The following is a 26,118-nucleotide window of genomic DNA, read 5'->3' on the forward strand; positions in this document are numbered from 1 at the left end:
GCGGGGCCGTCACACGCTCCAGGCCATGCGGAACCTGTCCGCCAATTGTTCGGTGTAGAGATCGCCGTACCGCTCGTGTTCCAGCCGGCGGACGGCAACCACCATGTCGACCGCGGGGTCGCCCAGAATTCTCCGCATCAGCTCCGAGCTATCCAGTGCGGCAATCACTTCGGCCTGCCCCCGGTGTAGGCACGTGATGCCTTCGCGATGGCGGTCGGATTCGGACAGGGTAGCCGGGTCGGTGGTGATCTCCGGTGGTAGCGCGGCTTGGCGGTTGATTCCATCCAGGGCCAGCCCCAGGATCGCCGCCGACGCCAGGTAGGGGTTGGCGGACGGGTCGACGATCTTCACCTCGACGTTGCCGCCCCGCGGGTTGCCGGGCCCACCCGTGATGAATCGCACCGCCGCCTCGCGGTTCTCGGTTCCCCAGCACGCGTACGCCCCGGCCCAATTGCCGGGCTGCATCCGCAAGCCGGACACGATCGACCCGCACAACACGCCCTGTGCCTCACGCAGTCCGGCAACCACCCCCGCGACCGCGCTCTCCCCCGCAGCCGTCATGCCCTGGGCGCCCGTACCTCCGGAGAACAGCGGTCCCTCCGGCATGGTCAGCGAAAAATGCTGGTGTGCACCCGATCCCACGCCACCGGCGAAGGGTGCGGGCGACAGGCTGACGCGAACCCCGTGACGGCGCGCCACGCGTCCGAGGACGAGCCGTAACAGCACCAGTTGATCGGCCGCGGCCACCGGAGGCTGTGGCGCCAGCGACAGTTCGAACTGGTTGGCGCCGTACTCGGGATGGAACTGCTCGATCGCGATGCCCGCCGCGGCCGCCGACCGGGTGACCTCCCGGACGAACGCTTCGTGTTCCAGCACGCCGGCGAGGCCGTATTGCGCCCACAGCGTCGAGGGGAGGCGGCCGCCGTCGGGGGCGACCAGAAGAAATTCGACCTCGTGGCCGACGATGGCCTCGATCCCGGCCTCGGTGAGCGCGGCCTCGATCCGGCTCAGCGTGCCGCGGGCGCAGGCGGGAATGGGTGCGCCGTCCTGGGAGAAGAACGCGGCGGGCGCCCACGCGAGCCCGTCGCCGACGAAGCGCAGCGCCGCCAGGTCGATGCGGAGGCGTTGGTCGCCGACCACGCCGACATCGCGGGTGAAGGCGATGCCGCTCTGGTCGATCGCGAAGGCGTGCCACGAGGGGCTGGCGCCGAGGCCCGGTTCGGCGAACGCGCTCGTCCGCCGGATCGGAACCGTCTTGGCCAGGGTGAGTCCGGCGGGGTTCACGACGGTGCCGACCACGGTGTCGACGCCCTGGGCCTCCAGCTCGGCGATCGCGGCGGCGGCAAGCGGTGTGCCGGTCATGGCAGTCATTGTGCAGGGTCGCGGTGCTCCGGCTCGTGAATTCAGTTCTGCCGGCCGGTCAATTCGGTGACGAACCGATCGAGGAAGGCGTCGACCGGCGCGCCGCCCGCCGGGCGAATGACGAATTTGGTCAGTCCCGCGTCGATGTAGGCGTCCAACTGCCGGTGCAGCCGGTCCCAGCCGACGGCGATCAGCTCGGCGGGATCGACGTCGGGGCGACGCGCCCGGGCGGCTGTGGCCAGCGCCGCGGGCAGCTCGCCGGACCCGTCGACGACGGCCAATGAGATCCCGAAATGATCGGGGTCTATCTGCCGGCCGGCCTGCTCGGCCGCGCGTTCGATCGCCTCCCGGCCCACCCGCGCCTCCGCCGGGGTCAGGAAGCTGCCCAGCCAGCCGTCGGCAAGCGCGCCGATGCGCCGGAACGCCGCCGGCGCGGAGCCGCCCAGCCAGATGTCGAGCGGAGGGTTCGGCCTGGGCATGACCCCGGCCCCGCTGACGGTGAAATACCGGCCGCTGTAACGGGGCGGATCCTCGACCAGCACCGAGCGCAGCACCCGGAGCGACTCGTCGAACACCGCGGCGCGTTCCCCGTCGGGAACCACGAACACCTCGCGCTCGGCCGGTATCGCCGACCGCAGGCCGAAGACGGGCAGAACCCGCTTCGGCGCCAGGGCCGCCAACGACGCGAGTTGCTTGGCGACCAGTACCGGGTGCCGCCCGGGAAGCACGGCCACCGAGGTGCCGACCTTCAACCGGGTCGTGCGGGCCAGCGCGTACGCCATCCCGACCGCCGGATCGACCGCCGGCGTGTACACCAGCTCGGAGAACCACAGGGAGTCCACCCCGCTGGCTTCCAGGTGATCGACGATGGGCGCCAATTGATCTGGAGCGGTGTCCGCGCCCAGGCCGACGCCGAAGCGAATCTTCACCCGTGGAGCAACACCGTGGTGCCGCGCTTTGTGCCCACGAGACATAAACGTCTGCGACGTTTTCCGGCGGCGTGTCGTCGCCGCCGTTTATGTGTCGTGGCGCGTTGTGCCGGACGGAGGAGCCGAAGGCGCCCGGCGGCTATGCGCGGCTGGGAATGGTCAGCTTGCAGGCTTGGCCGATGTCGAGGGTCCGCAACACTCGGCCCATGCCGACCCACAGCGCGCACGACAGGGCCAGGTCGGCCAGCAGTTCGTCGGAGAAGTGTTCGGAGCACCGGCTCCAGAAATCCTCGTCGTCGCGCAGGGCGGTGTGGTCGGTGGCGAAGCGGTCGGCGAACTCGGCCGCCAGCCGCTCCTGGTCGGTGTAGCCGGGCCAGGTGCGCCACTGCGTGGCGTGGTCGTACAACTCCTCGTCGACACCGGCGGCGGGCCCGTCCTCGTCGCGGGTGTTGACGCAGACGACGCATTCGTTGCGGTGGGCGATCACCGCGCGGGCCAATTCGCGGGTGCGCAACGGCAACCGGTTCTTGGTGTAGACCGCCTGGCTGAAGCCGCCGAGGGCGCCGCCGATGTCAGGAGACTTCGCGAACCAGCCGGCCAAGTCGTCGTCAGCAAATGTTCCGATTCGGCTCATGGCGTGATGGTACGCCCGCGCCGCCCTTTTCAGGGTGCGGGCACCGGGATCTTCGTGGTGGGACGGTCGTCGTTCCAGTCCCGTTGCGCGAGAACGCGGCCCGCGACTCGATTCAGTGCCGCTTCGACCGCGCGACGATCCGGCCGTCCGTCGAATCCGGGTGACCGGGCGAGCTTGTCGACCAGCCAGCCCACCAGCAGCGAGTGCACGTAGTCCACTTGCTGTGCCCCCGCGGGTGTCAGCCACATCTGGTCGCCGTCGCCCCGGGCGTATCCGGTCGCGATCAGGCGCGAGAAGGTGGGCTCCAAGACCTCGAAGGGTATCCGTAGATAGTCGGCGATGTCGGTGAGCCGGGCCGTGCCGTACATCTGTCCGTAGCGGTTGATGCGTAGGACGCCCCACAATCCGGCCACGTCGAGTCGGCAGTCGGGTCGCATGGCGATGCTGCGCAATCGCATGCCGGGCACACCGCGCAGCATGCGTTCGACCGCGCCCTCGAGTATCTGATCCGGTGTCTCGGTGTTCGGCATGCCGAACGCGTCGCCGAGATCGATTGTGCTGTCGTGCATTTCCCGCAGGGGGACCTCCCGCAGGAACAACGCCAGGACGAACCCCGCAACCGCGACCGGAACCGCCCAGAAGAACACGTGGGTGAGCGACTCGGAGTAGGCGGCGACGATCGGAGCGGCCGCCTGGCGGGGCAACCGGTGCAACGCCTCCGGCGACGCGGCGGCCGCGGCCGGCGCCCGGCCGGCCGCCAGAGCCGGGCCGATCCGGCTGTGCAAGAAGTTGGTGAACAGTGAACCGAAGATGGCGGCGCCGAACGAGCTGCCGATCGTGCGGAAGAAGGTGACGCCGGAGGTTGCGACGCCGAGGTCGTCGAAGTCCACGGTGTTCTGCACGATCAGGACAAGGGTCTGCATGCACATCCCGATCCCGGCGCCGAGGATGACAAGGAACAGCGATTGAACCACCACCGATGTCGAGGGGTCCATCCTCGACATCAGAAAGAACGCCACCGCCATGACGGCGGTGCCGGCGACGGGAAAGACTTTGTATCTGCCCGTGCGGCCGACGATGAGGCCACTGCCCATCGAGGTGGTCAGCATCCCGATCACCATCGGCAGCGTGCGCAGGCCCGACGTGGTGGCTGAGACGCCGTCGACGAACTGCATGTACGTCGGCAGGAACGTCAGGGCGCCCAGCATCGCGAACCCGACCACGAAGGACAGGACGCAGCACACCGTGAACACCGGACTGCCGAACAGCCGGGTCGGCAGGATCGGCGCGGCGGCGCGGCTTTCCACCCAGGCGAATACGCACAACGCGATTACCGAGCCGACGAACAGGCCGATGATCGCGGGCGATCCCCACGGGTAGGTGGTCCCGCCCCAGCTGGTGGCCAGTGTCAGCCCGGCGGCGCCCAGGCCGACGAACACGATGCCGGTGTAGTCGATGACCGGTTTGGTGCGGTCGGACAGCGCCGGGATGGCGGCGGCCGCCACGAAGAACACCACGAACGAGATCGGCACGTTGATCCAGAACGCCCAGCGCCAGGTGAAGTGGTCGGTGAAGTAGCCACCGAGCAGCGGACCGATCACGGTCGTGACGCCGAATACCGCGCCCATCGCGCCTTGGTAGCGGCCGCGGTCCCGCAACGGGATCACCTCGCCGATCAGCGCCATGGCGGTCACCATGAGCCCGCCGCCGCCGATGCCCTGCAGCGCGCGTGACGCGACCAGCATGCCCATCGAGCTCGAGAGCCCACACAGCACCGATCCGGCAACGAAGAATACGACGGCCGCCTGGAACACCCGCTTGCGGCCGAACAGGTCACCGAACTTGCCGACGAGGGCGGTGATGATGGTCGAGGCGAGCAGGTAGCTGGTGACCACCCACGATTGATGGCCTGCGCCACCAAGATTGGCGACGATGGTTGGCAACGCGGTCGCCACGATCGTCTGGTCCAGCGCGGCCATCAGCATGCCGAGCAGGACCGCCACGAAGATGAAATTGCGTCGCTGCGGGTCGACCGCGACGTCCCCGGGTCCCGAATCCGAAGCGCGGCCGGCCGGAGCCGCCGCTGGTGTCGCCCTCGTCATGCCCGCCTTCCCACGGATTTCGATGGTATTGAGTGCCCACGGTCAACCCGTGGCAACCAAAACCGCGAAAGGCGCGCGCGGTGTTAGCTTGGCGGCCTCGAGACGCACTGTGCCGAGTAGAGCTCCACGCCGAGCTTGTCCATCAGCTCCAGCTGCGTCTCGAGGTAGTCGATGTGCTTCTCCTCGTCGGCCACGATCTCTTCGAGCAGGTTGGCGCTCGTGGTGTCCTGCTTCTCGCGGCACATGATGATGCCGGGCTTGAGCCGGTCCATCACCTCGTACTCGATGGCCAGATCGGCCTCGAACTGCTCGCGCAGCGTCTGGCCGATGCGCAGCGAGAACAGGCGCTGGTAGTTGGGCAACCCGTCGAGCAGCAGGATGCGGTCGGTGATCGCCTCGGCGTGCCGCATCTCGTCGAAGGATTCCTCCCGGGTGTGCTTGGCGACCTCGGTGAATCCCCAGTTGTCCTGCATCTTGGAGTGCAGGAAATATTGGTTGATCGCGGTGAGTTCGCCGGTCAACTGCTCGTTGAGCAGGCGCAAAACGTCGGGATCCCCTTGCATGTTCACTCCCCTACGGTGACGGTGAAAACGGTGGTCATTCTCGGCCCCGGGCCGGACGCGCTGGGCTGCGCGCATCGTGGCTGGCCGTACCCGCACTTTGCCACGGCGGGGTGCGATCTGCCAGCAAGGTATGGCTGTGCTCAGTGTGTGTCGCGTGGTAGCCGGAGGCGAGATGTTGCTGGCGAGTAAGGTTAGACTGCGCTAACGAACTTAGGTTAGACTCAACTAATACTGGGTCTCGGTTCGGCACTTTCCGGCCACCCCGATGACACGGGACGCCGAGAGGGAGGACGAAGTGCGCTCGCTTGGCCACGCCGCCAACCAAGGGAACACCGCCCGCATGCAGGGGCCGCGCTGATGTACGTCTGCCTGTGTGTCGGCGTCACCAACCACACCGTGTCCGAGTTGGTCGCGCGCGGCGCCTCCACCTCCAAAGAGGTCGCCGCCGCGTGTGGCGCCGGGGGGGACTGCGGGCGCTGCAAGCGGACGCTGCGCGCGATCATCGCCGCGTCGGCAAATCTCGAGACCGCTCCCTCGCATTGAGGGGCCGCCCGCTCAGCGGGCCTTGTTGAAGTCCGCCAGGGCCGCGGCGTTGGCCTGCGCGCCCATCAGTTCGGCGAAGTGAGCGTTCTCCCGCGCGCTGGCCGCCGCGATCTCCGGACGGACCGGTTCCATCATCGTGTGTTTGACCGCCATCAAGCTCGAAATGGGGCGGCCGGCAAGCACTTCCGCGTGACGACGGGCTTCGGGCAGCAGATCCTCGGGAGCGCACACCCGCCAGACCAGACCCATCCGCAGCGCTTCGTCGGCGTCGACCCATTCCGACGACATCAACAGCCAGGCCGCGTTCTGGCGGCCCACCAACTGTGGCAGCAGATAGGACGAAGCCGCTTCCGGTGCCACGCCCAGGCTGGTGAACGGGCACTTCAGGCGGGCCGTCGACGACATGAATGCCAAATCCGCGTACCCCAGGATCGTGGCACCGATGCCGACACCGACGCCATTGACCGCGCAGATGAGCGGCTTGGGGAACGCGCTGAGGGCATCGATCAGCCCGGTGAAGCCGTGCCGGCCCGGAGTGAAGTCCGGATCGGTGATGCGGGCCTGCATTTCGGCGAGGTCGGTGCCTGCACTGAAGCCGCGGCCCGCCCCGGTCAGCAGCACCACGGCGACCTCGGGATCGTCGGCCGCGGCCAGCAGCGCGTCCGCGGTGGCGTCGTAGAGGGCTTCGTTGAATGCGTTCAGCGCCTCGGGCCGGTTCAGCGTGAGGGTGCGCACCCGCTTGTCGTCGTCGATCTGCAGCGTCACGGCTGCAGCCTAACGAGGTCAGCCGTTGCCGTAGACGCGGGTGGGCGCGACCAGTACGACGGCCCGGCGCTCCCCGGCCATGACGCGGTCGTAGGTGTCCCAGTCGTCGTGGGTGCCGCCCGCGGCGGTGAACACCTCGCGAAGCAGCAGCCGCAGCCGGTCGGGGGTCAGCCACGGCTGCGGGTCGTCCGGGCCGGCCAGCTCCGCGCGGCCCTCGACGGTCACCCACCGCCATCCGTTGCGGAAGGTGATCGCCAGCTGCGGCCGTTCCCGGAGATTGCCCAGTTTGACCTTGCCGTAGGTCGTGAAGCCCAAAACCTCCCGGCCGTTTTCGGGGTGCGCGAGCAGGCCGACGTTGACCAGCGAGGCCTGTACGGTTGTGTCGGCGCGGACGGTGGACACCACCGCCAGCCCGTGTTCCGCCGCGGCCAACGCGACGGCGTCGCGCAGTGTTGTCACGTGAGTTCCTCGACGAACGGGGCCCGGAAGACGTAGCGGCTGGTGGGGACGGTGTCGATGTTCTCGTTGGCGCCGAATGCCGTGGTGCTGGCGACCATTCGGCCCAACCGGTCCTGGAGGTCGGCGTCGTCGGCGGCGCCGAAGAACGCCTTGAGATCGGTGATGGCCTCCGCGGGGAACAGCTCTTCGACGATGCCCGCGATCTCCGGTGCGTCGGGGGTCAGCGTTCGCACCACCCAGTTCTGGGTGTAGCCGAAGGTCGACTGCGTCTCGATGGCCACCGAGGTGTGGTCGCGCTGCCACCGGGTCAGCCAACTGTCCCGGTCCAGGCCGGCGGGCCGGCGCAGCAGCGCGATATTGGCCAATCCCGCGGTGCGGGCACCGGATTCGGTCACCGGCGCCTTCAGCGGGACCGACTCGGTCACCAGGTACGCGGCGAGCTGTTGGCACTCCGCCTCCAGCAGGGTCAGCGCCGCGGCCATCTGCTCGCCGTAACACTGTTGGGTCCACATGCTCACCACCGCCGCGACTGGCGGGGCCAACGTGGTGAGCGTCATCAGTGAGTGGCGCACCGCGTCGTCGCGGACGTTGACCGACAGCCCCGGCAGGCGCAACTCCAACAGGGCATTGGCGACGGGCCCCCGCTGGCGGGCGCACCACTCCTCGTCCGAATCGGAACGCATGAGCACGGCGATGACCTTTTCCATAGGCAGAACCTACCGTCGGCGACCGCGCTATTTGACCAGCCGTACCTGGTGCTCGCCGCTGACCAGGGTGCCGATGGTCTTGGCCAGCTGCCGATAGGACTCGTCGCGGCCGCTGGACGAGCGGTACACCAGTCCGATGCGCCGCCCGGGCCGGGGGGCGGCGAACCGCGCCAGGCCGAGCCGGCTTCGCGTCGCCTCGACCGGCACCGCGCTCTGCGGGATCAGCGTGACCCCCAGCCCGCCGGTCACGCATTGCACGGCGGTGGCCAGCGACGCCGCGCGGGTGTTGGCCAGCTCCGCTCGCACGCCCGCCTTGTGGCATACCTCCAGCGCCTGATCGCGCAGGCAGTGCCCCTCTTCCAGTAGCAGCAAGGGCAGGTCGGCCAACGCCGTCGCCGGCACCCGCCGTTTTCCCGACAGCGGATGCCCCGGCGGCAGCGCGAGGACGAAATCCTCGTCGTAGATCGGGACCGCGGTGACACCGCCGGGGTCGACGGGCAAGGCCATCAGCGCCGCATCCAGCGCTCCTTCCCGCAGCACCGTCAGCAGCCGCTCGGTCTGGTCTTCTGTCACCCGCAAGGTCATCCCGGGGAATTGCTCGGCGAGGCCGGCGAGCACGGTCGGCAGGACGTAGGGCGCCACCGTCGGGATGAACCCCAGCCGCATCCCGGCGCGCAACGGATCGGATGAGCCCGCGGCCGCGGCGGAGAACGCGTCCACCGCCTCGATCACGGCCTGGGCGCGCGGCAGCAGCTCCGCGCCCTCTGCCGTCAAGAGGACACGCCGCGTCGAGCGCTCGATGAGCCGGGTGCCGAGCCCGGTCTCCAGCGCCGCCAGCGCCTGCGACAGCGTGGATTGACTGACACCGAGACTGGCTGCGGCACTGCTGAACTGACGCTTTTCGGCGATCGCGGCGAACGCGCGGAGGCCGGCGATGGTGGGCTGATAAGTCTTATCGGGCATACCTATAAGTGTAGTGGGAAATATCACCTTTACTTCAGCCTGGGTGAACGGCAGTATGGGTGACGACCGCTAATCTTGAGTAAATCCAATAAGGAGCGACATGCCTCTGCTGACCATCGGCGACCAGTTCCCCGCCTACGAGCTCACCGCGCTGATCGCGGGCGACCTGTCCAAGGTCGACGCCCAACAGCCCGAGGACTACTTCACCACCGTCACCAGCGAGGACTACGAGGGCAAGTGGCGGGTCGTGTTCTTCTGGCCCAAGGACTTCACCTTCGTGTGCCCGACCGAGATTGCCGCGTTCGGCAAGCTCAACGACGAGTTCGCCGACCGTGACGCGCAGGTCCTGGGTGTTTCGATCGACAGCGAGTTCGTGCACTTCAACTGGCGGGCCCAGCACGAGGACCTGAAGACCTTGCCGTTCCCCATGCTCTCGGACATCAAGCGTGAGCTGAGCCTGGCCACCGGCGTCCTCAACGCCGATGGCGTGGCAGACCGCGCCACCTTCATCGTGGACCCGGACAACGAGATCCAATTCGTCTCGGTCACCGCCGGTTCCGTGGGACGCAACGTGGAGGAAGTGCTGCGGGTTCTCGACGCGCTGCAGTCCGACGAGCTGTGCGCCTGCAACTGGCGCAAGGGCGACCCGACGCTGAACGCCACCGAGCTGCTCAAGGCCTCGGCCTAGTCGCCTAAGGTCTGCTGAGGAGGCGAGATGAGCGTAGACAACCTCAAAGAGGCACTGCCTGAGTACGTCAAGGACCTCAAGCTCAACCTGGGCTCGATCACGCGCACGACCGAGCTCAACGAGGAACAGCTGTGGGGCACCCTGTTGGCTACCGCCGCAGCGACGCGAAACGCCCAGGTGATCAGCGAGATCGGCGCCGAGGCGGCCGACATCCTGTCCGCCGGGGCATACAACGCGGCGCTGGGAGCCGCATCGATCATGGCGATGAACAACGTGTTCTACCGTGGCCGGGGCTTCCTGGACGGCAAGTACGACGACCTGCGTGCGGGATTGCGGATGAACCTCATCGCCAATCCCGGCGTGGAGAAGGCGAACTTCGAGCTGTGGTGCTTCGCGGTGTCGGCGATCAACGGATGCCCGGACTGTGTGGCCTCCCACGAGCACACGCTGCGCGAGGCGGGCGTGAGCCGGGAGACCATCCACGAGGCGTTGAAGGCCGCGGCGATCGTCTCCGGCGTGGCGCAAGCGCTCATCACCTCCCAGACGCCGGCTGCCGTCGGCTGACGCAGTGACGGCACCAGCCTGGGTAGAGCACGCCATCTGGTGGCAGGTCTACCCGCTGGGGTTCGTCGGCGCCTTCCCCGTTTCGTCGGAGCCGCCGCAGCCGGACCAACACCGGCTGCGGCGGCTCGTCGACTGGTTCGACCACGCCATCGCGCTGGGCGCGTCCGGCGTCGCGCTGGGACCGATCTTCGCCTCGCGCACACACGGTTACGACACCACCGACCACTACCGCATCGATCCGCGGCTCGGCGACGACGCCGACTTCGACCACCTCGTCGCCGAGGCCCGTCGCCGCGGCCTGCGCATCCTGCTCGACGGCGTGTTCAATCACGTCGGCCTGGATTTCCCCCGCTACCGGGAGGCGCCCAACGACGAGGCCGCCGCGCGCTGGTTTCGCGGGCGCCCCGGACGCTTTCACACGTTCGAGGGTCACGCGGAGCTGATCACGCTCAATCACGACAATCCCGAAGTGGTCGACTACACCGTCGACGTGATGACGCACTGGCTGGACCGCGGCGCCGACGGCTGGCGCCTCGACGCGGCCTACGCGGTGCCGGAACGCTTCTGGGCATCCACACTGCCCCGGGTGCGCGAGCGGTTCCCGGAGTCCTGGTTCGTCGGCGAGCTCATCCACGGTGACTACGCCGCGGTGGTCCGGGCCGCCACGTTCGACTCGGCCACCCAATACGAGCTGTGGAAGGCGATTTGGAGCAGCCTCAACGACGGCAACTTCTTCGAGCTGGACTGGGCGCTGCAGCGCCACGGCGAGTTCCTGGCCCGCTTCGCCCCGCTCACCTTCATCGGTAACCATGACGTCACCCGCATCGCGAGCCGGCTCGAACGCCCCGAGCACGTGGCACACGCGCTGGTGATCCTGCTGACGGTCGGCGGCGTGCCCAGCGTGTACGCCGGTGACGAGCTGGGATTCCGCGGCGTCAAGGAGGAGCGGTACGGCGGCGACGACGCGGTTCGCCCGGAGTTCACCTCTCCCCCAATGGAATTGGATGCCTTCGGGGCGCAGATGTGGGCGTTGCACCAGTTCCTCGTGGGGCTGCGTCGCCGTCACCCATGGCTGCACGGGGCGACGACCCGCCCGGTGCGGTTGGAAAACCGGCACTACGTGTACGAGGCCCGCTGCGGGGACAACGCGCTGCTGGTCGCCCTCAACATCGACGACGAGCCGCTGCGCCTGGCGCTGCCGGAGCTGGGTACGGCCCACCGAAAGGTCATCGGCGGATCGGCGGCCCCGCCCGAAGAGGTGGTGGACACGCTGGTCGTGGAACCGCACGGCTGGCGGATTTTAAGCCCGGCCTAGGCGTTGCAGTGTCAGCCGGTCCTGCTGGCCGTCGTAGTACTTGTCCAGGACCGCAAGGAAATCCGCGTTGTCGTCGGTCGCGTGGGCGAACAACGTCATCGACGAGCGCAGCTTCAGGTCGTCTGGCGAGCCGAAGATCTCGCCGATCGACCGGCCCTGCACCTCGTTCACCAACCGGGTGCACTCGCGCAGCCGCGGTCCCAGTACGTCGTGGCGCAGATAGCCCTTGGCTTCCCCGAGCGAGGAGATGCCATACCGATCGGCGGTCGGACTGCTGCCCAGACCGCGCAATTGCGGGAACACGAACCACATCCAGTGACCGCGTTTTCGCCCGTCGCGCAACTCCGCGACGACGTGCGGGTAGACCGCGGCCTGAGCCTTGGTGAAGCGATTCAGATCGTAGGGGTCGGTCGCCGATTCCATGTGACTACGGTGGCACACTGTGGAGTCCAAAAGACGGAAGGCCGTCCAACGACGAGTGCCCAGGGTGCGCGATCTCGCGCCGCTGATCCGGTTCAAGCGGCCGCAGTTCGACGCGACCAGGCGCCGCCTCGACACCGCGTACACCATCGAAGACCTGCGGCGCATCGCTCGACGGCGCACGCCCCGGGCGGCGTTCGACTACACCGACGGCGCCGCCGAGGACGAGCTTTCCCTCGGGCGCGCCCGACAAGCGTTTCGCGACATCGAGTTTCATCCGACGATTCTGCGTGACGTCACGAACGTGACCGCCGGCTGGAACGTCCTGGGTGCGCCGGTGGTCCTGCCGTTCGGCATCGCGCCCACCGGCTTCACCCGGTTGATGCACACCGAGGGCGAGATCGCCGGCGCGGCGGCGGCGGCCAAGGCGGGCATCCCGTTCTCGCTGTCCACCCTGGGCACCTGCGCGATCGAGGACCTGGCGACCGCCGTTCCGCAGGGCAGGAAGTGGTTTCAGCTGTACATGTGGCGCGACCGCGAACGGTCGATGGCGCTGGTGCAGCGTGCGGCCGACGCGGGTTTCGACACCCTGCTGGCCACCGTCGACGTCCCGGTCTCCGGCGCCCGGCTGCGCGACAACCGCAACGGGATGACGATCCCGCCGACGCTGACGCTGCGCACCGTGCTCGACGCCGTGCCGCACCCGAAATGGTGGTTCGACCTGTTGACCACCGAGCCGCTGGCGTTCGCGTCGCTGGACCGCTGGCCGGGCACCGTCGCCGAGTACCTGAGCACCATGTTCGACCCGAGCCTCACCTTCGACGACTTGGAGTGGATCAAGGCCCAATGGCCGGGCAAGTTGGTGGTCAAGGGCATCCAGACGCTCGACGACGCCCGCGCCGTCGTCGACCGCGGTGTCGACGGCATCGTGTTGTCGAATCACGGTGGGCGGCAACTGGATCGGGCCCCGGTGCCCTTCCATTTGCTGCCGTCGGTCGCGCGGGAGGTCGGCAAGCACACCGAGATCCTGCTGGACACCGGCATCATGTCGGGCGCCGACATCGTGGCGGCCATCGCGCTGGGCGCGCGCTGCACGCTGGTCGGGCGGGCCTACCTGTACGGGCTGATGGCCGGCGGCGAAGCCGGCGTCACCCGCGCGATCGACATCCTGGCCGAAGGCGTGATCCGGACCATGCGGCTGCTCGGCGTCACCTGCCTCGAGGAGCTGTCGCCCAAGCACGTGACGCAATTGCGCCGACTGGGGCCGGTCCCGCCGGTGTGAAGCTGGCCGCACATTCGACACCGAGTGTGAGGCTGGCCGCACACTCGTCACGGCCTGACCCCGCGGGAACAAACCGGCGCCGGGCAGGGTTGAGCGCATCAGACTCAGTTTTGGAGGATTGATGGCTGAAGCCAAATCAATGCCGGTGCTGTTCGTCACCGACACCATCGTGTTGCCCGGCATGGTCGTGCCGATCGCGCTCGACGAGGCCGCCCGGGCGGCGATCGACGCCGCCCAGGCGAGCGAATCCGGGCAGCTGCTGATCGCGCCCCGGCTGGACGACCGTTACCCGTCGCACGGCGTGATCGCCAAGATCTTGCAGGTGGGACGCATCGCGGGCGGCGGTACCGCGGCCGTCGTGCGCGGTGAGCGCAGGGCGCAGATCGGGACCGGCGCGTCCGGGCCCGGCGCGGCGCTGTGGGTCGAGGTCACCGAGGTCCCCGAGGCCGAGACGACGGACGAGGTCAAGGCCCTGACTTCGGAGTACAAGCAGCTGCTGCTGGCCATGCTGCAACGGCGCGAGGCCTGGGAGATCGTCGACTACGTCAACAGGCTGACCGACCCGTCGGCGCTGGCGGACACGTCCGGATACGCGTCCTACCTGTCCAGCGAGCAGAAGCGGCAACTGGTCGAGACCGTCGACGTGGCCGAGCGGCTGCGCGTGCTGATCGAGTGGACCAGCGCCCACCTGGCCGAGGTCGAGGTCAACGACAAGATCGCCGAGGACGTGCGCGAGGGCATGGAGAAGACCCAGAAGGAGTTCCTGCTGCGCCAGCAGCTGGCCGCCATCCGCAAGGAACTCGGCGAAGGCGAACCCGACGGATCCGACGATTACCGGGCCCGCGTGGAGGCGGCCGACCTGCCCGAGAAGGTGCGCGAGGCCGCGCTGCGCGAGGTCGGCAAGCTGGAGCGGTCCAGTGATCAGAGCCCGGAAAGCGGCTGGATCCGCACCTGGCTGGACACCGCGCTCGACCTGCCCTGGAACGTGCGGACCGAGGATTCGACGAACCTGAAGGCCGCGCGCGGCGTGTTGGACGCCGATCACCACGGGCTGGACGACGTGAAGGACCGCATCGTCGAGTACCTGGCCGTGCGGGCGCGCCGCGCCCAGCGCGGGCTGCAGGTCGTCGGCGGCCGCGGCTCCGGCGCCGTGATGGTGCTGGCCGGTCCCCCCGGCGTGGGCAAGACGTCGCTGGGCGAGAGCGTCGCCCGGGCCCTGGGCCGCAAGTTCGTGCGCGTCGCCCTGGGCGGCGTGCGCGACGAGGCCGAGATCCGCGGGCACCGGCGCACCTATGTGGGCGCGCTGCCCGGCCGGATCGTGCGTGCCATCGGCGAGGCGGGATCGATGAATCCCGTTGTGCTGCTGGACGAGATCGACAAGGTCGGTTCCGACTACCGGGGTGACCCGAGCGCCGCGCTGCTCGAGGTGCTCGACCCGGCGCAGAACCACACGTTCCGCGACCACTACCTGGACCTGGACCTGGACCTGTCCGACGTGGTGTTCCTGGCCACCGCCAACGTGATCGAGAACATCCCGTCGGCGCTGCTCGACCGCATGGAACTGGTGCAGATCGACGGCTACACCGAGGACGACAAGGTCGCCATCGCCCGCGACTACCTGCTGCCCCGGCAGCGGGAGCGGGCCGCGCTGACCGACGACGAGGTGACGATCACCGACGCGGCGTTGCGCAAGATCGCCGCCGACTACACCCGCGAGCCCGGGGTGCGGCAGTTCGAGCGGCTGCTGGCCAAGGCGCTGCGCAAGGTGACCACCAAGCTGGCGGAAACGCCCGAGCCGATCACCCTCGACGAACCGGATCTGGTGGATTACCTTGGCCGTCCGCGCTTCACGCCGGAATCGGCCGAGCGCACGGCGGTGCCCGGCGTGGCCACCGGCCTGGCCGTCACCGGCCTGGGCGGCGACGTGCTGTACATCGAAGCCGGCGCCACCGACGGTGAAGCCGGGCTGCAGCTGACCGGGCAGCTGGGTGACGTGATGAAGGAATCGGCGCAGATCGCGCTGTCCTATGTGCGCTCCCACGCCCAGGCGTTGGGGGTCGACCCCAAGGCCCTCGACCGGCGCATCCACGTGCACGTGCCCGCCGGCGCGGTGCCCAAGGACGGCCCGTCGGCCGGCGTCACCATGGTGACCGCGCTGGTGTCGATGGCGACCGGACGCCAGGTGCGCTCGGATGTCGGCATGACCGGCGAGGTCACCCTGAACGGGCGGGTGTTGCCGATCGGCGGCGTGAAGCAGAAGCTACTGGCCGCGCAACGGGCGGGGCTGTCGACGGTCTTCATCCCGGCGCGCAACGAGCCCGATCTGGACGACGTGCCCGCCGAGGTGCTCTCCGCGCTGGACGTGCGGCCGATGACCGATGTCGCCGACATCGTCGCGCAGGCGCTGGAACCGCACGCCGAGCCCGCGACGCTGGCTGCCTGATGTGAGGTTTGCCGGGACGCCGGCAAGGGTCCCTGCCCCCGCCCGGCATGAGGCCAGGGGTGCTTTGCTGCCCGACCGCACGGACCTGGGCCGACGCAGCAAATACGGCGAAGAGGTTTTCCGCATCCACCCGCCGGGTATTGCGTGGTTGGAGGTTCGACTGCCCGTAGGGGCGATGGGGTGAGCGAATCACCAAGTCAATTGGTTCAGCTGCGTAGGCAGCCAAACTGCTCGACAAGGGGATTCATCATGAAGTTGAACAGAATCGCAGCCGGCGCGCTCATGGCCGGCACCATCACGTCCGCGGCATTCGGCATCGGGGGCGGCGTGGCGCAGGCCGACCCGAATGGCCCGAACGTGCCGGGCCCGAACGTTCCGGGGCCCAACGTGCCCGGCCCGGATGTGCGGGCGCCGGGCCAGCTGCCGCCGCCGGGGACGCCGATTTGTAACGGCGGTCCCGGGGTCAACTGCAACCGTCCGGGCACTCCCCTTCCGCCGGGGCAGGGCGGTCTGACGCCCCCGCCGGGCCACTACAACGACCCGGTCGGCTACGGGCTTCCGCCTCGGTGGACGCCGCCGGGCCAGCCGGGTGACTACCCGGTCGTGTTCAATCCGTCGTTCAACCAGTGGGGCGTGTTCCTGCCCACCGGTCAATTCGTCGCATACGCGGCGTAAGACGGCACAACGAAAACAGCCGCCTCCGAAAGGGGGCGGCTGTTTTCGTTGCCCGGTGACATCGGCGGGGGCTCAGCGTTGAATGGAAGCCGTGACTCTCAAACGCCAAGTGGTCCACCGCGTGCAACGGCTGCTCGTCAACCCGGTGGGCCGGCAGATGCCGGGCATCATTCTGGAAACCACCGGCCGCAAGAGCGGCAAGCCGCGGCGCACGGCCGTCGGCGGGCGCGTGGTGGACAACCAGTTCTGGATGGTCTCCGAACACGGCGAACACTCCGACTACGTGCGCAACATCAAGGCCAATCCCGCCGTTCGGCTGCGCATCGGCGGTCGCTGGCGCAGCGGCACCGCGCTTCTGCTGCCCGACGACGACCCGCTGCAGCGGCTGGGCGACCTGCCGCGGCTCAACAGCGCGGTGGTGCGCCTGATGGGCAGTGACCTGCTGACCATTCGCGTGGACCTCGACTGACGCCGCCCATGGCCTACGACGAAGAGCTGGCCGACGAAATCCGCGAACTCGTGGCCGCCGAACGCGGCGTGGAGGAGAAACGCATGTTCGGCGGGCTCGCCTTCCTGGTCAACGGCAACATGTCGGTGGCGGTCAGCGGCCAGGGCGGCCTGCTCGTCCGGGTCCCGGCGGACGACCTGGACAAAGTGCTGCGGCGCGCCCACGTCGGTCCGATGGTGATGGGCGGCCGCGACGTTCGCGGCTGGGTGCGGGTGGAGGCCGCCGGACTGCGCACGAAACGTCAACTTCACGCCTGGGTGGCCCGCGGCGTCGGCTACGCGCGCGGCCTGCCGCCCAAGTGAGCCGGCGCGGTTCGCCGGCACTCGCCGCGGGTACGTGATCGGGTATGCCCGCAAGCGAGCAACTGGTGCGACGGCTGCTTGACGTTGCCGGAACCACCTATGCCGCCGAGGCGCGAATCAAGCTCGACGACAAGCCGATGCCCCTGTTTCAGCTGCTGGTCATCTGCATGCTTGCCAGCAAGCCGATCGACGCGGGCATCGCCATGCGCGCCGGGCGCGAACTGTTCAAGGCGGGACTGCGCACGCCGAAGGCGGTGCTGGCCGCGGACCGGCAGGCCATGATCGACGCCTTCGGCCGCGCGCACTACGTGCGTTACGACGAAAGCTCGGCCACCCGGCTCACCGAGATGGCCGAACGCGTGCGCGACGAGTATTCCGGCGACCTGCGGGGCCTCGCCGAGCGCAGCCGGCGCGACATCGCCGCGGCGAAGCGTTTGCTCAAGCAATTCAAGGGAATTGGGGATACCGGCGCCGACATCTACCTGCGCGAGGTTCAGGACGTGTGGACCTGGGTGCGGCCCTATTTCGACGACCGCACCACCGCAGCGGCCGGGCGACTCGGTCTGCCCACGCAGCCGGAAAAGCTGGGAGCTCTTGCGCCGCAGGCCAATGCGCGGCTGGCCGCCGCACTCATCCGGATGTCGCTGGACGACGACGTACGCCGGCAGGTGTGCGGTTGACCGTACGGATCGGCACCTCCGGGTGGTCCTACAACCATTGGGCGGACGTGCTCTACCCGCCGGGGCTGCCCGCCGCGCGCCGGCTGGCCCGCTACGTCGAGGTGTTCGACACCGTCGAGCTCAACGCGAGCTTCTACCGCTGGCCGAAGGATTCGACCTTCGCGGGATGGCGCGACCAACTGCCGGACGGGTTCAGGATGTCGGTCAAAGCGCATCGCGGACTGACCCACTACCGGCGGCTGTCCTCCCCGGGGCCGTGGATCGAGCGCTTCGAACGCTGCTGGGAACTGCTGGGTGATCGGCGCGGGGTCCTGCTCGTCCAGCTGCATCCCGAGCAGCAGCGCGACGACGCGCGCCTGGACGCCTTTCTGGGCAGCGTCCCGGAGCCGATCCGGGTGGCCGTCGAGCTGCGCCACCCGTCCTGGAACGACGACGCCGTCTACGCGCTCCTGGAACGCCGGCACGCCGCCTATGTGGTGATGAGCGGCGCCGGGCTGGCATGCGTGCCGAGGGCCACCACCGATCTGGTGTACGTCCGCATGCACGGCCCGGATCAGGACGCCATCTATGCCGGCTCCTACTCGAAGGACGACCTGCGCGAGTGGGCCGACCGGATCGCCGCGTGGCGGGACGCCGGCAAGGACGTGTGGATGTATTTCAACAACGACCTGGGCGGGCACGCGGTGCGCAATGCGCTGACCTTGCAAGAACTCCTGCGGTAAGCACGCCGGCGTAGGCTGAGTTTGTCAACGGCGGAACGGAGTGACGATCATGGCCGGCTCTACCAGATTCGTCATCATCGGCGGCGGACTTGCCGGAGCAAAAGCGGTAGAAGCACTGCGTGGCAATGGATTTGACGGGCAAGTTACATTGTTCGCCGACGAGGAACATCTGCCCTACGAGCGGCCTCCGCTTTCCAAGGAGTACCTGACCGGCAAGAAGACGCTGACCGATTTCACTGTGCAGAGCTCCGCCTGGTACCGCGACCACGATGCCGACCTGAGACTCGGCGCGCGGGTGTCGGCCGTGGACCCCTCCGACCATGCCGTCGCGCTCCCCGACGGCACCAGCGTGCGGTACGACAAGCTGCTGCTGGCGACGGGATCGGCGTCCCGGCGCCCGCCGATACCCGGGGCCGACGCCGACGCCGTCCACTATCTGCGCACCTACGACGACGCCGTCGCCCTGAATTCTGTTCTGACCGAAGGGTCTTCGCTGGCGGTGGTGGGAGCCGGGTGGATTGGCCTGGAGGTGGCCGCCGCTGCCCGCCAGCGTGGCGTCGACGTGACCGTCGTCGAGACGGCCAAACAACCGCTGGCGGCCGCGCTCGGCGAACGGGTGGGCGAAGTGTTCGCCGAGCTGCATCGCGACCATCGGGTGGACTTGCGGCTCGAGACGCAGGTGGAGGAGATCACGACGACCGGCGGCAAGGCCACCGGACTGAAACTGCGGGACGGGTCGACGGTTGCCGCCGATGCGGTGTTGGTGGCCGTCGGCGCGCAGCCGAACATCGAACTCGCCGAACAGGCCGGGCTCGCCATGGGTGACGGCGGCGTGCTGGTGGATGCGTCGCTGCGCACCAGCGATCCCGACATCTATGCGGTCGGCGACATCGCCGCCGCGGAACACCCGTTGTTCGGCGGCCGGATCCGCACCGAGCACTGGGCCAATGCGCTCAAGCAGCCCGCGGTGGCGGTGGCGGGCATGCTCGGCAAGCCGGGCGAATACGCTGAGTTGCCCTATTTCTTCACCGACCAGTACGACCTCGGGATGGAATATGCCGGACACGCCGCCGGGTTCGAGCGGGTGGTCTTCCGGGGCGACATGGCCGGACGTGAGTTCGTGGCGTTCTGGCTCGACGGCGACAACCGGGTGCTGGCCGGGATGAACGTCAACGTCTGGGATGTGCTCGAAGACGTCAAAGCGCTGATCAGATCCGGGATTTCCGTCGACCCCGGCAAGCTGGCCGATCCCGAGCGCCCGCTGGCCGAGCTATTGGGCTGACGTTTCGACCGGAGTCCATGTCCCGTCGATGACCTCTGGCGGGCGCTGTGCCTGCAGCCGTTCCCGTTCGGCGCGGCGGCGTTTGATTCGCAGCCTGGCGTCGCCCGGCATGGTGATCAGCTCGTCACACGTCAGGTAGTACACGTCCTCGACGGCATCCATCAGGTCCGCCGCCACTCGCCGAGACCCCAACTCGCGCAGCGTCATCCGTAGTTGATGAGTGAATCGCAGAGTCGTGTCGTGGGCAAGCTCACGGGAATCGCGAGCGCCGGCGGCCAGGCGCTGAGCCAGCGTCGGCGGCGGCGGTTCCGTCGACGCCGCGGCGCCCACGGCGGCATCCCCGGCCGCCCTGAGCAGCATCCCCGGGTCGTCGGCATACGTCTGACTGGCCAACTCGGCCTCGCCGGGCCCGCGGTGCCCGATGCGGCCAACGGCGGCATCCACGGCCGCCGCGGTGGTGGGCGACAACGCGCGGATGCTGGCGAGATTGCCTTCCTGGGCCAGCGCGCACAACGGCGGGTCGGCCCGCAGTACGGCTGCCAGCTGGGCGGTCTCCGTTTCGACGCGGCTGCTGTCCATGATCATGTCCACGCCGGGCACGCCGGGCGCCGCCTTGCTGCGTTCCAGCGCCGCGGCGGTGACGCCCGTGTCGATCAACCACAGCGCGGTGAGGGCCCAGCCCTGGTGAATGCGGTCGCGCAGCAAGGGAATCCGGACCTCGAGGCCGGCATCGGGCAGCGCCGTCAGCTGTGCGGCATCCAGCCGTTCGGCTTCGGCGGCCGCGCTGTACGCCCGGGTGTCCGCCTTGAGGTGCCGCAACAGGACCAGCGAGCGCCCCGCGACGACGGCTTTGGCGACGGAGCCGAGGGCTCCGCCTGCCAACGCGGGCTCACCGAACGGGAGCGGGTCTCCCAGGTGCGGCCGGCCGACCAGGGCGTTGCGCGCGACGGCGTCCTGATCCCAGCCCGGCAGCTGGGCCGCGGCGACCATGTTGACCGACACCCCGACGTAGGGCCGATGGCCGAATACGGCGATGGCCCGGTTCCCCCACTCCTCGCCCACCACGCCGCCGAGCGCCAACAGGTGACCGAGCACCCGATTCGCCGTGCGCAAGCCGCTCAGCTGGACATCCAGCGTGATCGGGGTGAGCGGCCCGGGCAGAGCTCCGGCGAGGTTGCCCGCACTGAAGATCGGGAAGCGGGGGTCGACCCGGTCGTCGAACTCACCCTCGACGCCCTCGGGGGCCGCGCTGTGTTCCCCGCCGGCAGGGTGGGTGCGCGGGACGGCCTCGACGGGGAGCGCCAGTCGGCGGCCGTCGCCGGTGGCCCCGGCCGCCGCGATCCGGCGCCCGACGAGGCCGCGGGCCGTGTCGGCCACCGCCTCGAGCGCCTGCCAGCCGAACTCGAACGACCAATCCTCTTGCACCGCAGCGATATCCATGTCCGGAATGAGCTGGGGCCAGCTGCGGATCCGGTTGAGCCGGGACCGCGGGTCGGCGGAGCGCAGCATCCGCCACGCGGTGACCACGTTGACGGTGTCCGGGGAGGCGAGGTCCACCACACCGGTGCGCTCGGTGTTGAGCGACGACAACAGGAAGCGCACCAGGTCGTCGACGTGCAGCACCCGCATCGGCTGCGCGGAGACCTTGGTGCGCAGCAACGTGGCCACGGTCCGGCACACCATCCAGTCGAGCTGGCGGCCGACCGGCGGGGCGATTCGGACGACCAGGCTGGGACCCCAGCTGGTGGCCACCAGCTCCTCGGCCGGCTTGTACAGTTCCGGCCGTCCCGCGGCCTGGGACACGAACAGCAGCCGGGCGCCGGCGCGGGCGGCCACGTCGGTCACGTGCGCGAGGCCCTCGATGTCGGCGCTGCCGGGCGCGCTGGTGTCGATGGGGGCCAGGTGGATCACCGCATCGGCTTCCTCGGCGAGCTCCCGCAGGACCGGATCGCGCAGCGACGCGCAAACCAGGTCAACGTTGCGGTCCAGGCAGGGGTGTCGGCTCTCAGCAATGCCGCTGACCGTGTGCCCGGCAGCGATCAACTGCCGCGCAACCAGCCGCCCAAGTGCGCCGGTGGCGTCGGTAACCAGGATATGCACCCGGGTCTCACCTCCCCGACCTCACACTAAACAATAGGCAAGACGGCATGACCTACGCGACCGTTACTGGGCTAACGGGACCCTGAACTGGCGGAAAGGGCTTCGCCGGGTTATTGCAGCGCCGCGGAGCCGTCGGCGGCGACGGTGACCTTGGCGCCGCCGATGTCTTCGCGCACGGTGGCGTGCGCCGCGGCGCTATCGGTGATCAGGGCCAGCGTCCGCGAGCCATCGGGCGTGCGCACGGCCAAGAAGGCCTTTTCCGGCTGCCCCTCGCGATCGAACGGCGTCGTCCACGCTTCGACCGTGCCGACACCTTCCCATTCCACCAGGGCGTCGCGGGTGGGCTCTCGGTCGACGGCCGGTTGCACGTCCTCCCAACGGAACTCGGCGGGCGGTTCGGTGCTGTACACGCCGAAGCTGTGCTTGGTCAGGTAGCCGCCGTTGGCGGTGATCAGGCCGCGCCGCCCGGGATTGGCCGCGAGCAACTCCGCCATGGTGGCGATGGAGTGCGTCACATAGTTGCTCCAGGGGCCGCCCGCGAACGTCAAACCTCCGGTGACGGTGAGCGGGCGGGCGGGATCGTCGACCGGCAGGCCCAGCTCGGCGGCGGCCACCTGAACGGCCGAGGGGAAGCAGGAATACAGGTCGACATAGTCGACCTCGTCGATGCCCAGGCCCGCCAGCTCCAGCGCCCGGCCGCCGGCGATGCGGATGGCCGGAGAGCGGTGCAGCTCGTCGCGCTCGGCGATGGCCGAGGTGTCATGGGCGTCGGTGCCCGCGTGCGGGTAGATCCAGCGGTCGGCGGGGACCTGCAGGCGCCTTGCCTGCTCCACCGAGGTCAACACCAGCGCGGCGCCCTGGTCGACCATGTTGTTGGAGTTCATCAGCTTGGTATACGGCCAGCTGATCATCCGGTTCTGCTGGCCGGCCTCGCAGATCTCCTCGGCGGTCACCGGTTTGCGGATCCACGCGTGCGGATTGTCGACCGCGACGGCGTTGAAGCGGGCCCACAGCTCACCGATGCGCTTGCGGTGGTGCTCGACCGACTCGCCGTTCGCGATCCGCAGCGCCTGTTCGAAGAGTGGGTAGACGTAGGCGGGCCGGTCCAGCCGAATCCTGATCTCGGCCTCGCCCGCCATCGGGACGTCCTCGCCGCTGACCTCGGCCATCGGGACGGAGTTGTCCTGGGCGGTCCACTCGAGCTTGCCGCCTTTGGCGCGCAGGCCCCTGCGCGTCCGCCAGGTCTCGGCGCCGGCCAACAGCACCACCCGAGCCCTGCCCCGCTGGATGTCCAGGCACGCCTGGTTGACGAGCGACTGCGGCACGTTGCCGCCGACGGGACTGTAGAGCGTGGTGAAGTCGGCGGCGCCGATCCGCTGGCCGAGCAGCAGCCCCGGATCGCGGTAGTGCGCCGAGAGGATGTTCACCACGCGGATGGAATCGACGGCCTCGATGATCCGCGCGTCGGCGGCTTGCCGGGCCGCGGCCACCATCAGATCCAACGGCTCGACCGACCGTGTCGCCGGGTCGATCTCGTCGCGGTGGTTGACCTGGCCGTAGCCGATCAGCACAGGTGTCCTGGGGTCGACGGTCATACACCGAACCTAGCGTGGCGACGATGCGGACCGGATCCCCGGCTGTCAGGGCGGCCCGAACAGCACGCCCTCGGTGACGAGCCGGTCGATCTGCTGAGGGCTCATGCCGAGCAGCCTCCGGCACAGGTCGACGGTGTCCTGACCCGGCAGCGGCGCGGGCCGCTGGGGCGCCCGCGGGATGTGCTGGAACGGCGCCGGACCCGTCTCCGCGGGCAGCGGGCGTTCGATGAGCGGGTGCAGCATCTCGGCATACACCTGTCGCCCGACGAGCTGCGGGTCCTCCAAGATGTCCGGCGGCCGGTTCATCGGTCCGGCCGCGACTCCGGAGGACTGCAGTAGCTGGGCCACCCGCGCCGGGGTGCGGCTGCGCGTCCAGGTCGACACCGATTCCACCAGCTCGCGCCGGTTCGCCAGCCGGGCCTCAGCGGTGGCGAACCGCGGGTCGTCGGCCCATTCCGGGTGCTGGAAAACTCCTGCGGCGCAGCCCCATTCCTCGTCGGAACCGATCGAGATGACACACCATTCGTCTTCGCCCGCGCACGGGTAGACGGCATGCAGGCTGGTGTCTTCGGAGATCCTGGGCACGCCCGCGTCCAGGGCGGCCTGCGCGACGTACACGGCGTCGAGCTGGTTGATCACCGCCTCGGCCTGCGAGATGTGCACGTGCGACCCGCCGCCAGTCCGGTGGCGGTGGATCAGCGCGGCCAGCGCCGCGATGGCCGTGATCCGTCCGACCACGTGGTCGGGAAAGATCGTGGTGGCGTCGTAAAAGGCATGGCGCGCACCGTCATCACGGTTCTCCGGATCGTCGGCCGTCCACAGCCGGGTGACGCCGGTGGCGGCGCGCACCAGTGGCCCGTAACCCATGCGGGTGCTCCACGGGCCCTGGTCGCCGTAGGCGCTGCTCTCGGCCAGCACGACCCGCGGGTTGACGGCACGCAGTTCGTCGTAGGAAAAGCCAAGAGCGGTAAGCGTTCCCGGCTTGAAGTTGGCGAAGACGGCGTCGGACTCCGCGACCAACCGGGTGAACACCTCCTTGCCCGCGGGGCTGCGCAGATCCAGGCCCATCGCCAGGTGGTTGCGGTGGGTCCAGGCGAACGACTCGCTCATCGCCTCCCCGGCGCGGGCCTGCCGCAGCCCGTCCGGGTACTCGGCGCTCTCTATCTTGATGACCTCGGCGCCCAGATCACCGAACAGCCGGCTGAGCTCGCCGCCGGCGACGATGATGCCCAGGTCCAGGATGCGCACCCCCGCAAACGGATAATCGCCGACGCGGCCGGAGGGCGACGGCACCACGGCGGGGTTGCCGCGCCATCCCGGTCCGTCCTGGCCGAGGGCGGGCGCCGGGCTGCGAAAGCCCGCGTGGCGCCCATCGACGACGAAGTACCCGGTGGGGACGCTGGCCCGCACGCCCGGGACGAGCTCGGCGTCGGTGATCGCCCCCACCGCCCGAAAGTGCTCGGAACCCATCGCCCACGACGGCGTCAGCACCGCGGCGATCGGCACCCCGTGCGCCTGTCCCGCGCTCACCAGATCCTTCATGGTCTGCCCCGCGAACAGCGCCTGGACCAACTCGCTGATCTGTGGCCACGCGGCGAAGCGCGCGCCGATCACGTCGTATTTCGGGTCCTGGAAATCTTCCGGCTCGCCCAGCCAGCGCCGCAGTCCCCGCCACTGGCGCGGTGCCATCACGCAGAGCCGGACGTAGCCGTCCCGGCACGCGTAGATCGGGTAGGCGTCCTGATTCTTCGGGCGCCCCCGCCACTGGCCGGCGCGGCGAATGCCGGCGGCGGCCTGCCCGTGCGCCCCGAACGCCGGGTCAAGCGACATGACGACCGCGTCGAAGCGCGAAAAGTCGATGAATTCACCGGTGCCGCAATGCAATCGGCTGTAATAAGCAACGAGTGTCGCCCAGGCGGCCTGGACGGCGGCGGTGGCCGACGCGATACCGTCCGGCGGCAACACCGGGGTGCCCGTGGTGGGGCCCGATCGCGCCAGCGAGCCGCACATCGCGTACAGCACCGGATCGGTGGCCCGCCACAACGACCGTGGGCCCGTCGCCCCGAAGTCGGTGATGGACAACACCACCAGGTGCGGGTGCTGGGCGGCCAGCTCCTCGACCGACGTCCCGAACGTGGGTGCCTCGCCGTAGAAACCATCGTCGACGACGATGTCGGCCTGCGCGGCCAGGTCGAGGAACACGGCACAGTCGTCCTCGTCGAACGGGTCCAGCACCACACTGCGCTTGTTGGCGTTGTGCACAGCAAACGGAATGCTGGCACCGGACAGCGTCGGCGGCGTGTCGCGCGCCGGGCTTCCGCTCGGGGGTTCCACCTTGAGCACGTCGGCGCCCAAGTCGGCGAACAGCCGCGTCACCGCGTCGCCGTTACCGCTCGACAAGTCGAGGACGCGCACGGCGTCGAGCAACCCGTCAGCCATCAGCACACGGTACCCGCCGGTGCGGGGCCCGGCCGGGCCCGCCGCCGCCCGACCCACCGAAAAGGCGACCGGGCAA

At 69.2% G+C, this 26,118-nt stretch carries 25 protein-coding genes; 12 read left to right on the top strand and 13 right to left on the bottom strand.

The window, feature by feature from the left end; all coding sequences use genetic code 11:
* Window positions 1-9: 9 nt before the first annotated feature.
* From AWC03_RS26460 to bfr, 5 genes are all read right to left on the bottom strand, one after another.
* Window positions 10-1,362, bottom strand: a complete 1,353-nt coding sequence (locus AWC03_RS26460; protein ID WP_085243665.1) for a type I glutamate--ammonia ligase — start codon at window positions 1,360-1,362, stop codon at window positions 10-12.
* 41 nt (window positions 1,363-1,403) lie between these two features.
* Window positions 1,404-2,291 (bottom strand): TIGR03854 family LLM class F420-dependent oxidoreductase, encoded by an 888-nt coding sequence (locus AWC03_RS26465; protein ID WP_085243666.1) that lies wholly within the window; start codon window positions 2,289-2,291, stop codon window positions 1,404-1,406.
* Window positions 2,292-2,430: 139 nt separating this feature from the next.
* A complete protein-coding gene (locus AWC03_RS26470; RefSeq protein ID WP_085243667.1) occupies window positions 2,431-2,925 on the bottom strand; it encodes a carboxymuconolactone decarboxylase family protein in 495 nt (164 codons plus the stop codon).
* A 29-nt stretch (window positions 2,926-2,954) separates the two neighbouring features.
* A complete protein-coding gene (locus tag AWC03_RS26475) occupies window positions 2,955-5,027 on the bottom strand; it encodes an MDR family MFS transporter (RefSeq protein ID WP_085243668.1) in 2,073 nt (690 codons plus the stop codon).
* Window positions 5,028-5,110: 83 nt separating this feature from the next.
* Window positions 5,111-5,590: a bacterioferritin gene (gene bfr / locus AWC03_RS26480; protein WP_007170080.1), complete on the bottom strand. Its 480-nt coding sequence runs from the start codon at window positions 5,588-5,590 to the stop codon at window positions 5,111-5,113.
* Between the two features lie 357 nt (window positions 5,591-5,947).
* On the opposite strand from bfr, the gene AWC03_RS26485 reads away from it, so the two are divergent.
* Window positions 5,948-6,133, top strand: coding sequence for a (2Fe-2S)-binding protein (locus AWC03_RS26485; protein ID WP_067917277.1), 186 nt, complete (start codon window positions 5,948-5,950; stop codon window positions 6,131-6,133).
* A 12-nt stretch (window positions 6,134-6,145) separates the two neighbouring features.
* Here AWC03_RS26485 and AWC03_RS26490 read toward each other — a convergent pair whose 3' ends face one another.
* From AWC03_RS26490 to AWC03_RS26505, 4 genes are read right to left on the bottom strand one after another with little or no spacing between them, the layout of a single operon-like run.
* Window positions 6,146-6,898 carry an enoyl-CoA hydratase/isomerase family protein gene (locus AWC03_RS26490; RefSeq protein WP_085243669.1) on the bottom strand — a complete coding sequence of 251 codons (753 nt, stop codon included), beginning with the start codon at window positions 6,896-6,898 and terminating at the stop codon, window positions 6,146-6,148.
* Between the two features lie 18 nt (window positions 6,899-6,916).
* Window positions 6,917-7,357, bottom strand: a complete 441-nt coding sequence (locus AWC03_RS26495) for a TIGR03618 family F420-dependent PPOX class oxidoreductase (protein ID WP_085243670.1) — start codon at window positions 7,355-7,357, stop codon at window positions 6,917-6,919.
* Window positions 7,354-8,064 (bottom strand): EthD domain-containing protein, encoded by a 711-nt coding sequence (locus AWC03_RS26500; RefSeq protein WP_085243671.1) that lies wholly within the window; start codon window positions 8,062-8,064, stop codon window positions 7,354-7,356. Before AWC03_RS26500 ends, AWC03_RS26495 begins: the two co-directional genes overlap by 4 nt.
* A gap of 27 nt (window positions 8,065-8,091) precedes the next feature.
* On the bottom strand, window positions 8,092-9,027 hold the full coding sequence (locus tag AWC03_RS26505) for a hydrogen peroxide-inducible genes activator (protein WP_085243672.1): 936 nt from the start codon (window positions 9,025-9,027) through the stop codon (window positions 8,092-8,094).
* Window positions 9,028-9,127: 100 nt separating this feature from the next.
* Here AWC03_RS26505 and AWC03_RS26510 point away from each other — a divergent pair, with 100 nt between their 5' ends.
* Genes AWC03_RS26510 through AWC03_RS26520 form a run of 3 tightly spaced genes read left to right on the top strand, consistent with a single transcriptional unit; the run spans window position 9,128 to window position 11,594 of the window.
* A complete protein-coding gene (locus tag AWC03_RS26510) occupies window positions 9,128-9,715 on the top strand; it encodes a peroxiredoxin (protein WP_085243673.1) in 588 nt (195 codons plus the stop codon).
* A 27-nt stretch (window positions 9,716-9,742) separates the two neighbouring features.
* Entirely contained in the window at window positions 9,743-10,279 is a 537-nt protein-coding gene (locus AWC03_RS26515) for an alkyl hydroperoxide reductase (protein ID WP_085243674.1), read from the top strand.
* Window positions 10,280-10,283: 4 nt separating this feature from the next.
* Window positions 10,284-11,594: an alpha-amylase family glycosyl hydrolase gene (locus AWC03_RS26520; protein WP_085243675.1), complete on the top strand. Its 1,311-nt coding sequence runs from the start codon at window positions 10,284-10,286 to the stop codon at window positions 11,592-11,594.
* Here AWC03_RS26520 and AWC03_RS26525 read toward each other — a convergent pair.
* Window positions 11,580-12,017, bottom strand: coding sequence for a DUF1810 domain-containing protein (locus AWC03_RS26525; protein ID WP_085243676.1), 438 nt, complete (start codon window positions 12,015-12,017; stop codon window positions 11,580-11,582). The two genes, AWC03_RS26520 and AWC03_RS26525, sit on opposite strands and share 15 nt — an antisense overlap.
* Window positions 12,018-12,036: 19 nt before the next feature.
* Between AWC03_RS26525 and AWC03_RS26530 the strand changes: the two genes are divergently transcribed.
* The 8 genes from AWC03_RS26530 (at window position 12,037) to AWC03_RS26565 (ending at window position 19,908) form a co-directional block, all read left to right on the top strand.
* Entirely contained in the window at window positions 12,037-13,296 is a 1,260-nt protein-coding gene (locus AWC03_RS26530) for an alpha-hydroxy acid oxidase (protein ID WP_090422011.1), read from the top strand.
* Window positions 13,297-13,417: 121 nt separating this feature from the next.
* On the top strand, window positions 13,418-15,739 hold the full coding sequence (gene lon, locus AWC03_RS26535) for an endopeptidase La (RefSeq protein ID WP_085243678.1): 2,322 nt from the start codon (window positions 13,418-13,420) through the stop codon (window positions 15,737-15,739).
* A gap of 249 nt (window positions 15,740-15,988) precedes the next feature.
* Window positions 15,989-16,414: a hypothetical protein gene (locus tag AWC03_RS26540; RefSeq protein WP_249025978.1), complete on the top strand. Its 426-nt coding sequence runs from the start codon at window positions 15,989-15,991 to the stop codon at window positions 16,412-16,414.
* 82 nt (window positions 16,415-16,496) lie between these two features.
* Window positions 16,497-16,883 (top strand): nitroreductase family deazaflavin-dependent oxidoreductase, encoded by a 387-nt coding sequence (locus AWC03_RS26545; RefSeq protein ID WP_142278533.1) that lies wholly within the window; start codon window positions 16,497-16,499, stop codon window positions 16,881-16,883.
* An 8-nt stretch (window positions 16,884-16,891) separates the two neighbouring features.
* Window positions 16,892-17,224: a TfoX/Sxy family protein gene (locus AWC03_RS26550; protein ID WP_085243679.1), complete on the top strand. Its 333-nt coding sequence runs from the start codon at window positions 16,892-16,894 to the stop codon at window positions 17,222-17,224.
* Window positions 17,225-17,268: 44 nt separating this feature from the next.
* Window positions 17,269-17,904 (top strand): endonuclease, encoded by a 636-nt coding sequence (locus tag AWC03_RS26555; RefSeq protein WP_085243680.1) that lies wholly within the window; start codon window positions 17,269-17,271, stop codon window positions 17,902-17,904.
* Window positions 17,901-18,626, top strand: coding sequence for a DUF72 domain-containing protein (locus AWC03_RS26560; protein ID WP_085243697.1), 726 nt, complete (start codon window positions 17,901-17,903; stop codon window positions 18,624-18,626). The genes AWC03_RS26555 and AWC03_RS26560 overlap by 4 nt, the downstream gene beginning before the upstream one ends.
* Before the next feature lie 49 nt (window positions 18,627-18,675).
* Window positions 18,676-19,908, top strand: a complete 1,233-nt coding sequence (locus tag AWC03_RS26565) for an NAD(P)/FAD-dependent oxidoreductase (protein ID WP_085243698.1) — start codon at window positions 18,676-18,678, stop codon at window positions 19,906-19,908.
* Here AWC03_RS26565 and AWC03_RS26570 read toward each other — a convergent pair.
* The 3 genes from AWC03_RS26570 to AWC03_RS26580 form a co-directional block, all read right to left on the bottom strand.
* Entirely contained in the window at window positions 19,897-22,008 is a 2,112-nt protein-coding gene (locus tag AWC03_RS26570; protein WP_085243681.1) for an NAD-dependent epimerase/dehydratase family protein, read from the bottom strand. The two genes, AWC03_RS26565 and AWC03_RS26570, sit on opposite strands and share 12 nt — an antisense overlap.
* A 110-nt stretch (window positions 22,009-22,118) precedes the next feature.
* On the bottom strand, window positions 22,119-23,603 hold the full coding sequence (locus AWC03_RS26575) for an acetyl-CoA acetyltransferase (RefSeq protein WP_085243682.1): 1,485 nt from the start codon (window positions 23,601-23,603) through the stop codon (window positions 22,119-22,121).
* A 45-nt stretch (window positions 23,604-23,648) separates the two neighbouring features.
* Window positions 23,649-26,042 carry a CoA transferase gene (locus AWC03_RS26580; protein WP_420845703.1) on the bottom strand — a complete coding sequence of 798 codons (2,394 nt, stop codon included), beginning with the start codon at window positions 26,040-26,042 and terminating at the stop codon, window positions 23,649-23,651.
* Between the last annotated feature and the right edge of the window lie 76 nt (window positions 26,043-26,118).

Source organism: Mycobacterium europaeum (assembly GCF_002102155.1).
GTDB lineage: Bacteria > Actinomycetota > Actinomycetes > Mycobacteriales > Mycobacteriaceae > Mycobacterium > Mycobacterium europaeum.

Bases quoted from the DNA above. Each gene is read 5' to 3' on its own strand.
- AWC03_RS26565 (WP_085243698.1), top strand. From the start codon at position 18,676: ATGGCCGGCTCTACCAGATTCGTCATCATCGGCGGCGGACTTGCCGGA.
- AWC03_RS26545 (WP_142278533.1), top strand. From the start codon at position 16,497: ATGGAAGCCGTGACTCTCAAACGCCAAGTGGTCCACCGCGTGCAACGG.
- AWC03_RS26500 (WP_085243671.1), bottom strand. From the start codon at position 8,064: ATGGAAAAGGTCATCGCCGTGCTCATGCGTTCCGATTCGGACGAGGAG.
- AWC03_RS26575 (WP_085243682.1), bottom strand. From the start codon at position 23,603: ATGACCGTCGACCCCAGGACACCTGTGCTGATCGGCTACGGCCAGGTC.
- AWC03_RS26510 (WP_085243673.1), top strand. From the start codon at position 9,128: ATGCCTCTGCTGACCATCGGCGACCAGTTCCCCGCCTACGAGCTCACC.
- AWC03_RS26475 (WP_085243668.1), bottom strand. From the start codon at position 5,027: ATGACGAGGGCGACACCAGCGGCGGCTCCGGCCGGCCGCGCTTCGGAT.
- bfr (WP_007170080.1), bottom strand. From the start codon at position 5,590: ATGCAAGGGGATCCCGACGTTTTGCGCCTGCTCAACGAGCAGTTGACC.
- AWC03_RS26550 (WP_085243679.1), top strand. From the start codon at position 16,892: ATGGCCTACGACGAAGAGCTGGCCGACGAAATCCGCGAACTCGTGGCC.
- AWC03_RS26515 (WP_085243674.1), top strand. From the start codon at position 9,743: ATGAGCGTAGACAACCTCAAAGAGGCACTGCCTGAGTACGTCAAGGAC.
- AWC03_RS26505 (WP_085243672.1), bottom strand. From the start codon at position 9,027: ATGCCCGATAAGACTTATCAGCCCACCATCGCCGGCCTCCGCGCGTTC.
- lon (WP_085243678.1), top strand. From the start codon at position 13,418: ATGGCTGAAGCCAAATCAATGCCGGTGCTGTTCGTCACCGACACCATC.
- AWC03_RS26470 (WP_085243667.1), bottom strand. From the start codon at position 2,925: ATGAGCCGAATCGGAACATTTGCTGACGACGACTTGGCCGGCTGGTTC.
- AWC03_RS26540 (WP_249025978.1), top strand. From the start codon at position 15,989: ATGAAGTTGAACAGAATCGCAGCCGGCGCGCTCATGGCCGGCACCATC.
- AWC03_RS26460 (WP_085243665.1), bottom strand. From the start codon at position 1,362: ATGACCGGCACACCGCTTGCCGCCGCCGCGATCGCCGAGCTGGAGGCC.
- AWC03_RS26525 (WP_085243676.1), bottom strand. From the start codon at position 12,017: ATGGAATCGGCGACCGACCCCTACGATCTGAATCGCTTCACCAAGGCT.
- AWC03_RS26555 (WP_085243680.1), top strand. From the start codon at position 17,269: ATGCCCGCAAGCGAGCAACTGGTGCGACGGCTGCTTGACGTTGCCGGA.
- AWC03_RS26580 (WP_420845703.1), bottom strand. From the start codon at position 26,042: ATGGCTGACGGGTTGCTCGACGCCGTGCGCGTCCTCGACTTGTCGAGC.
- AWC03_RS26485 (WP_067917277.1), top strand. From the start codon at position 5,948: ATGTACGTCTGCCTGTGTGTCGGCGTCACCAACCACACCGTGTCCGAG.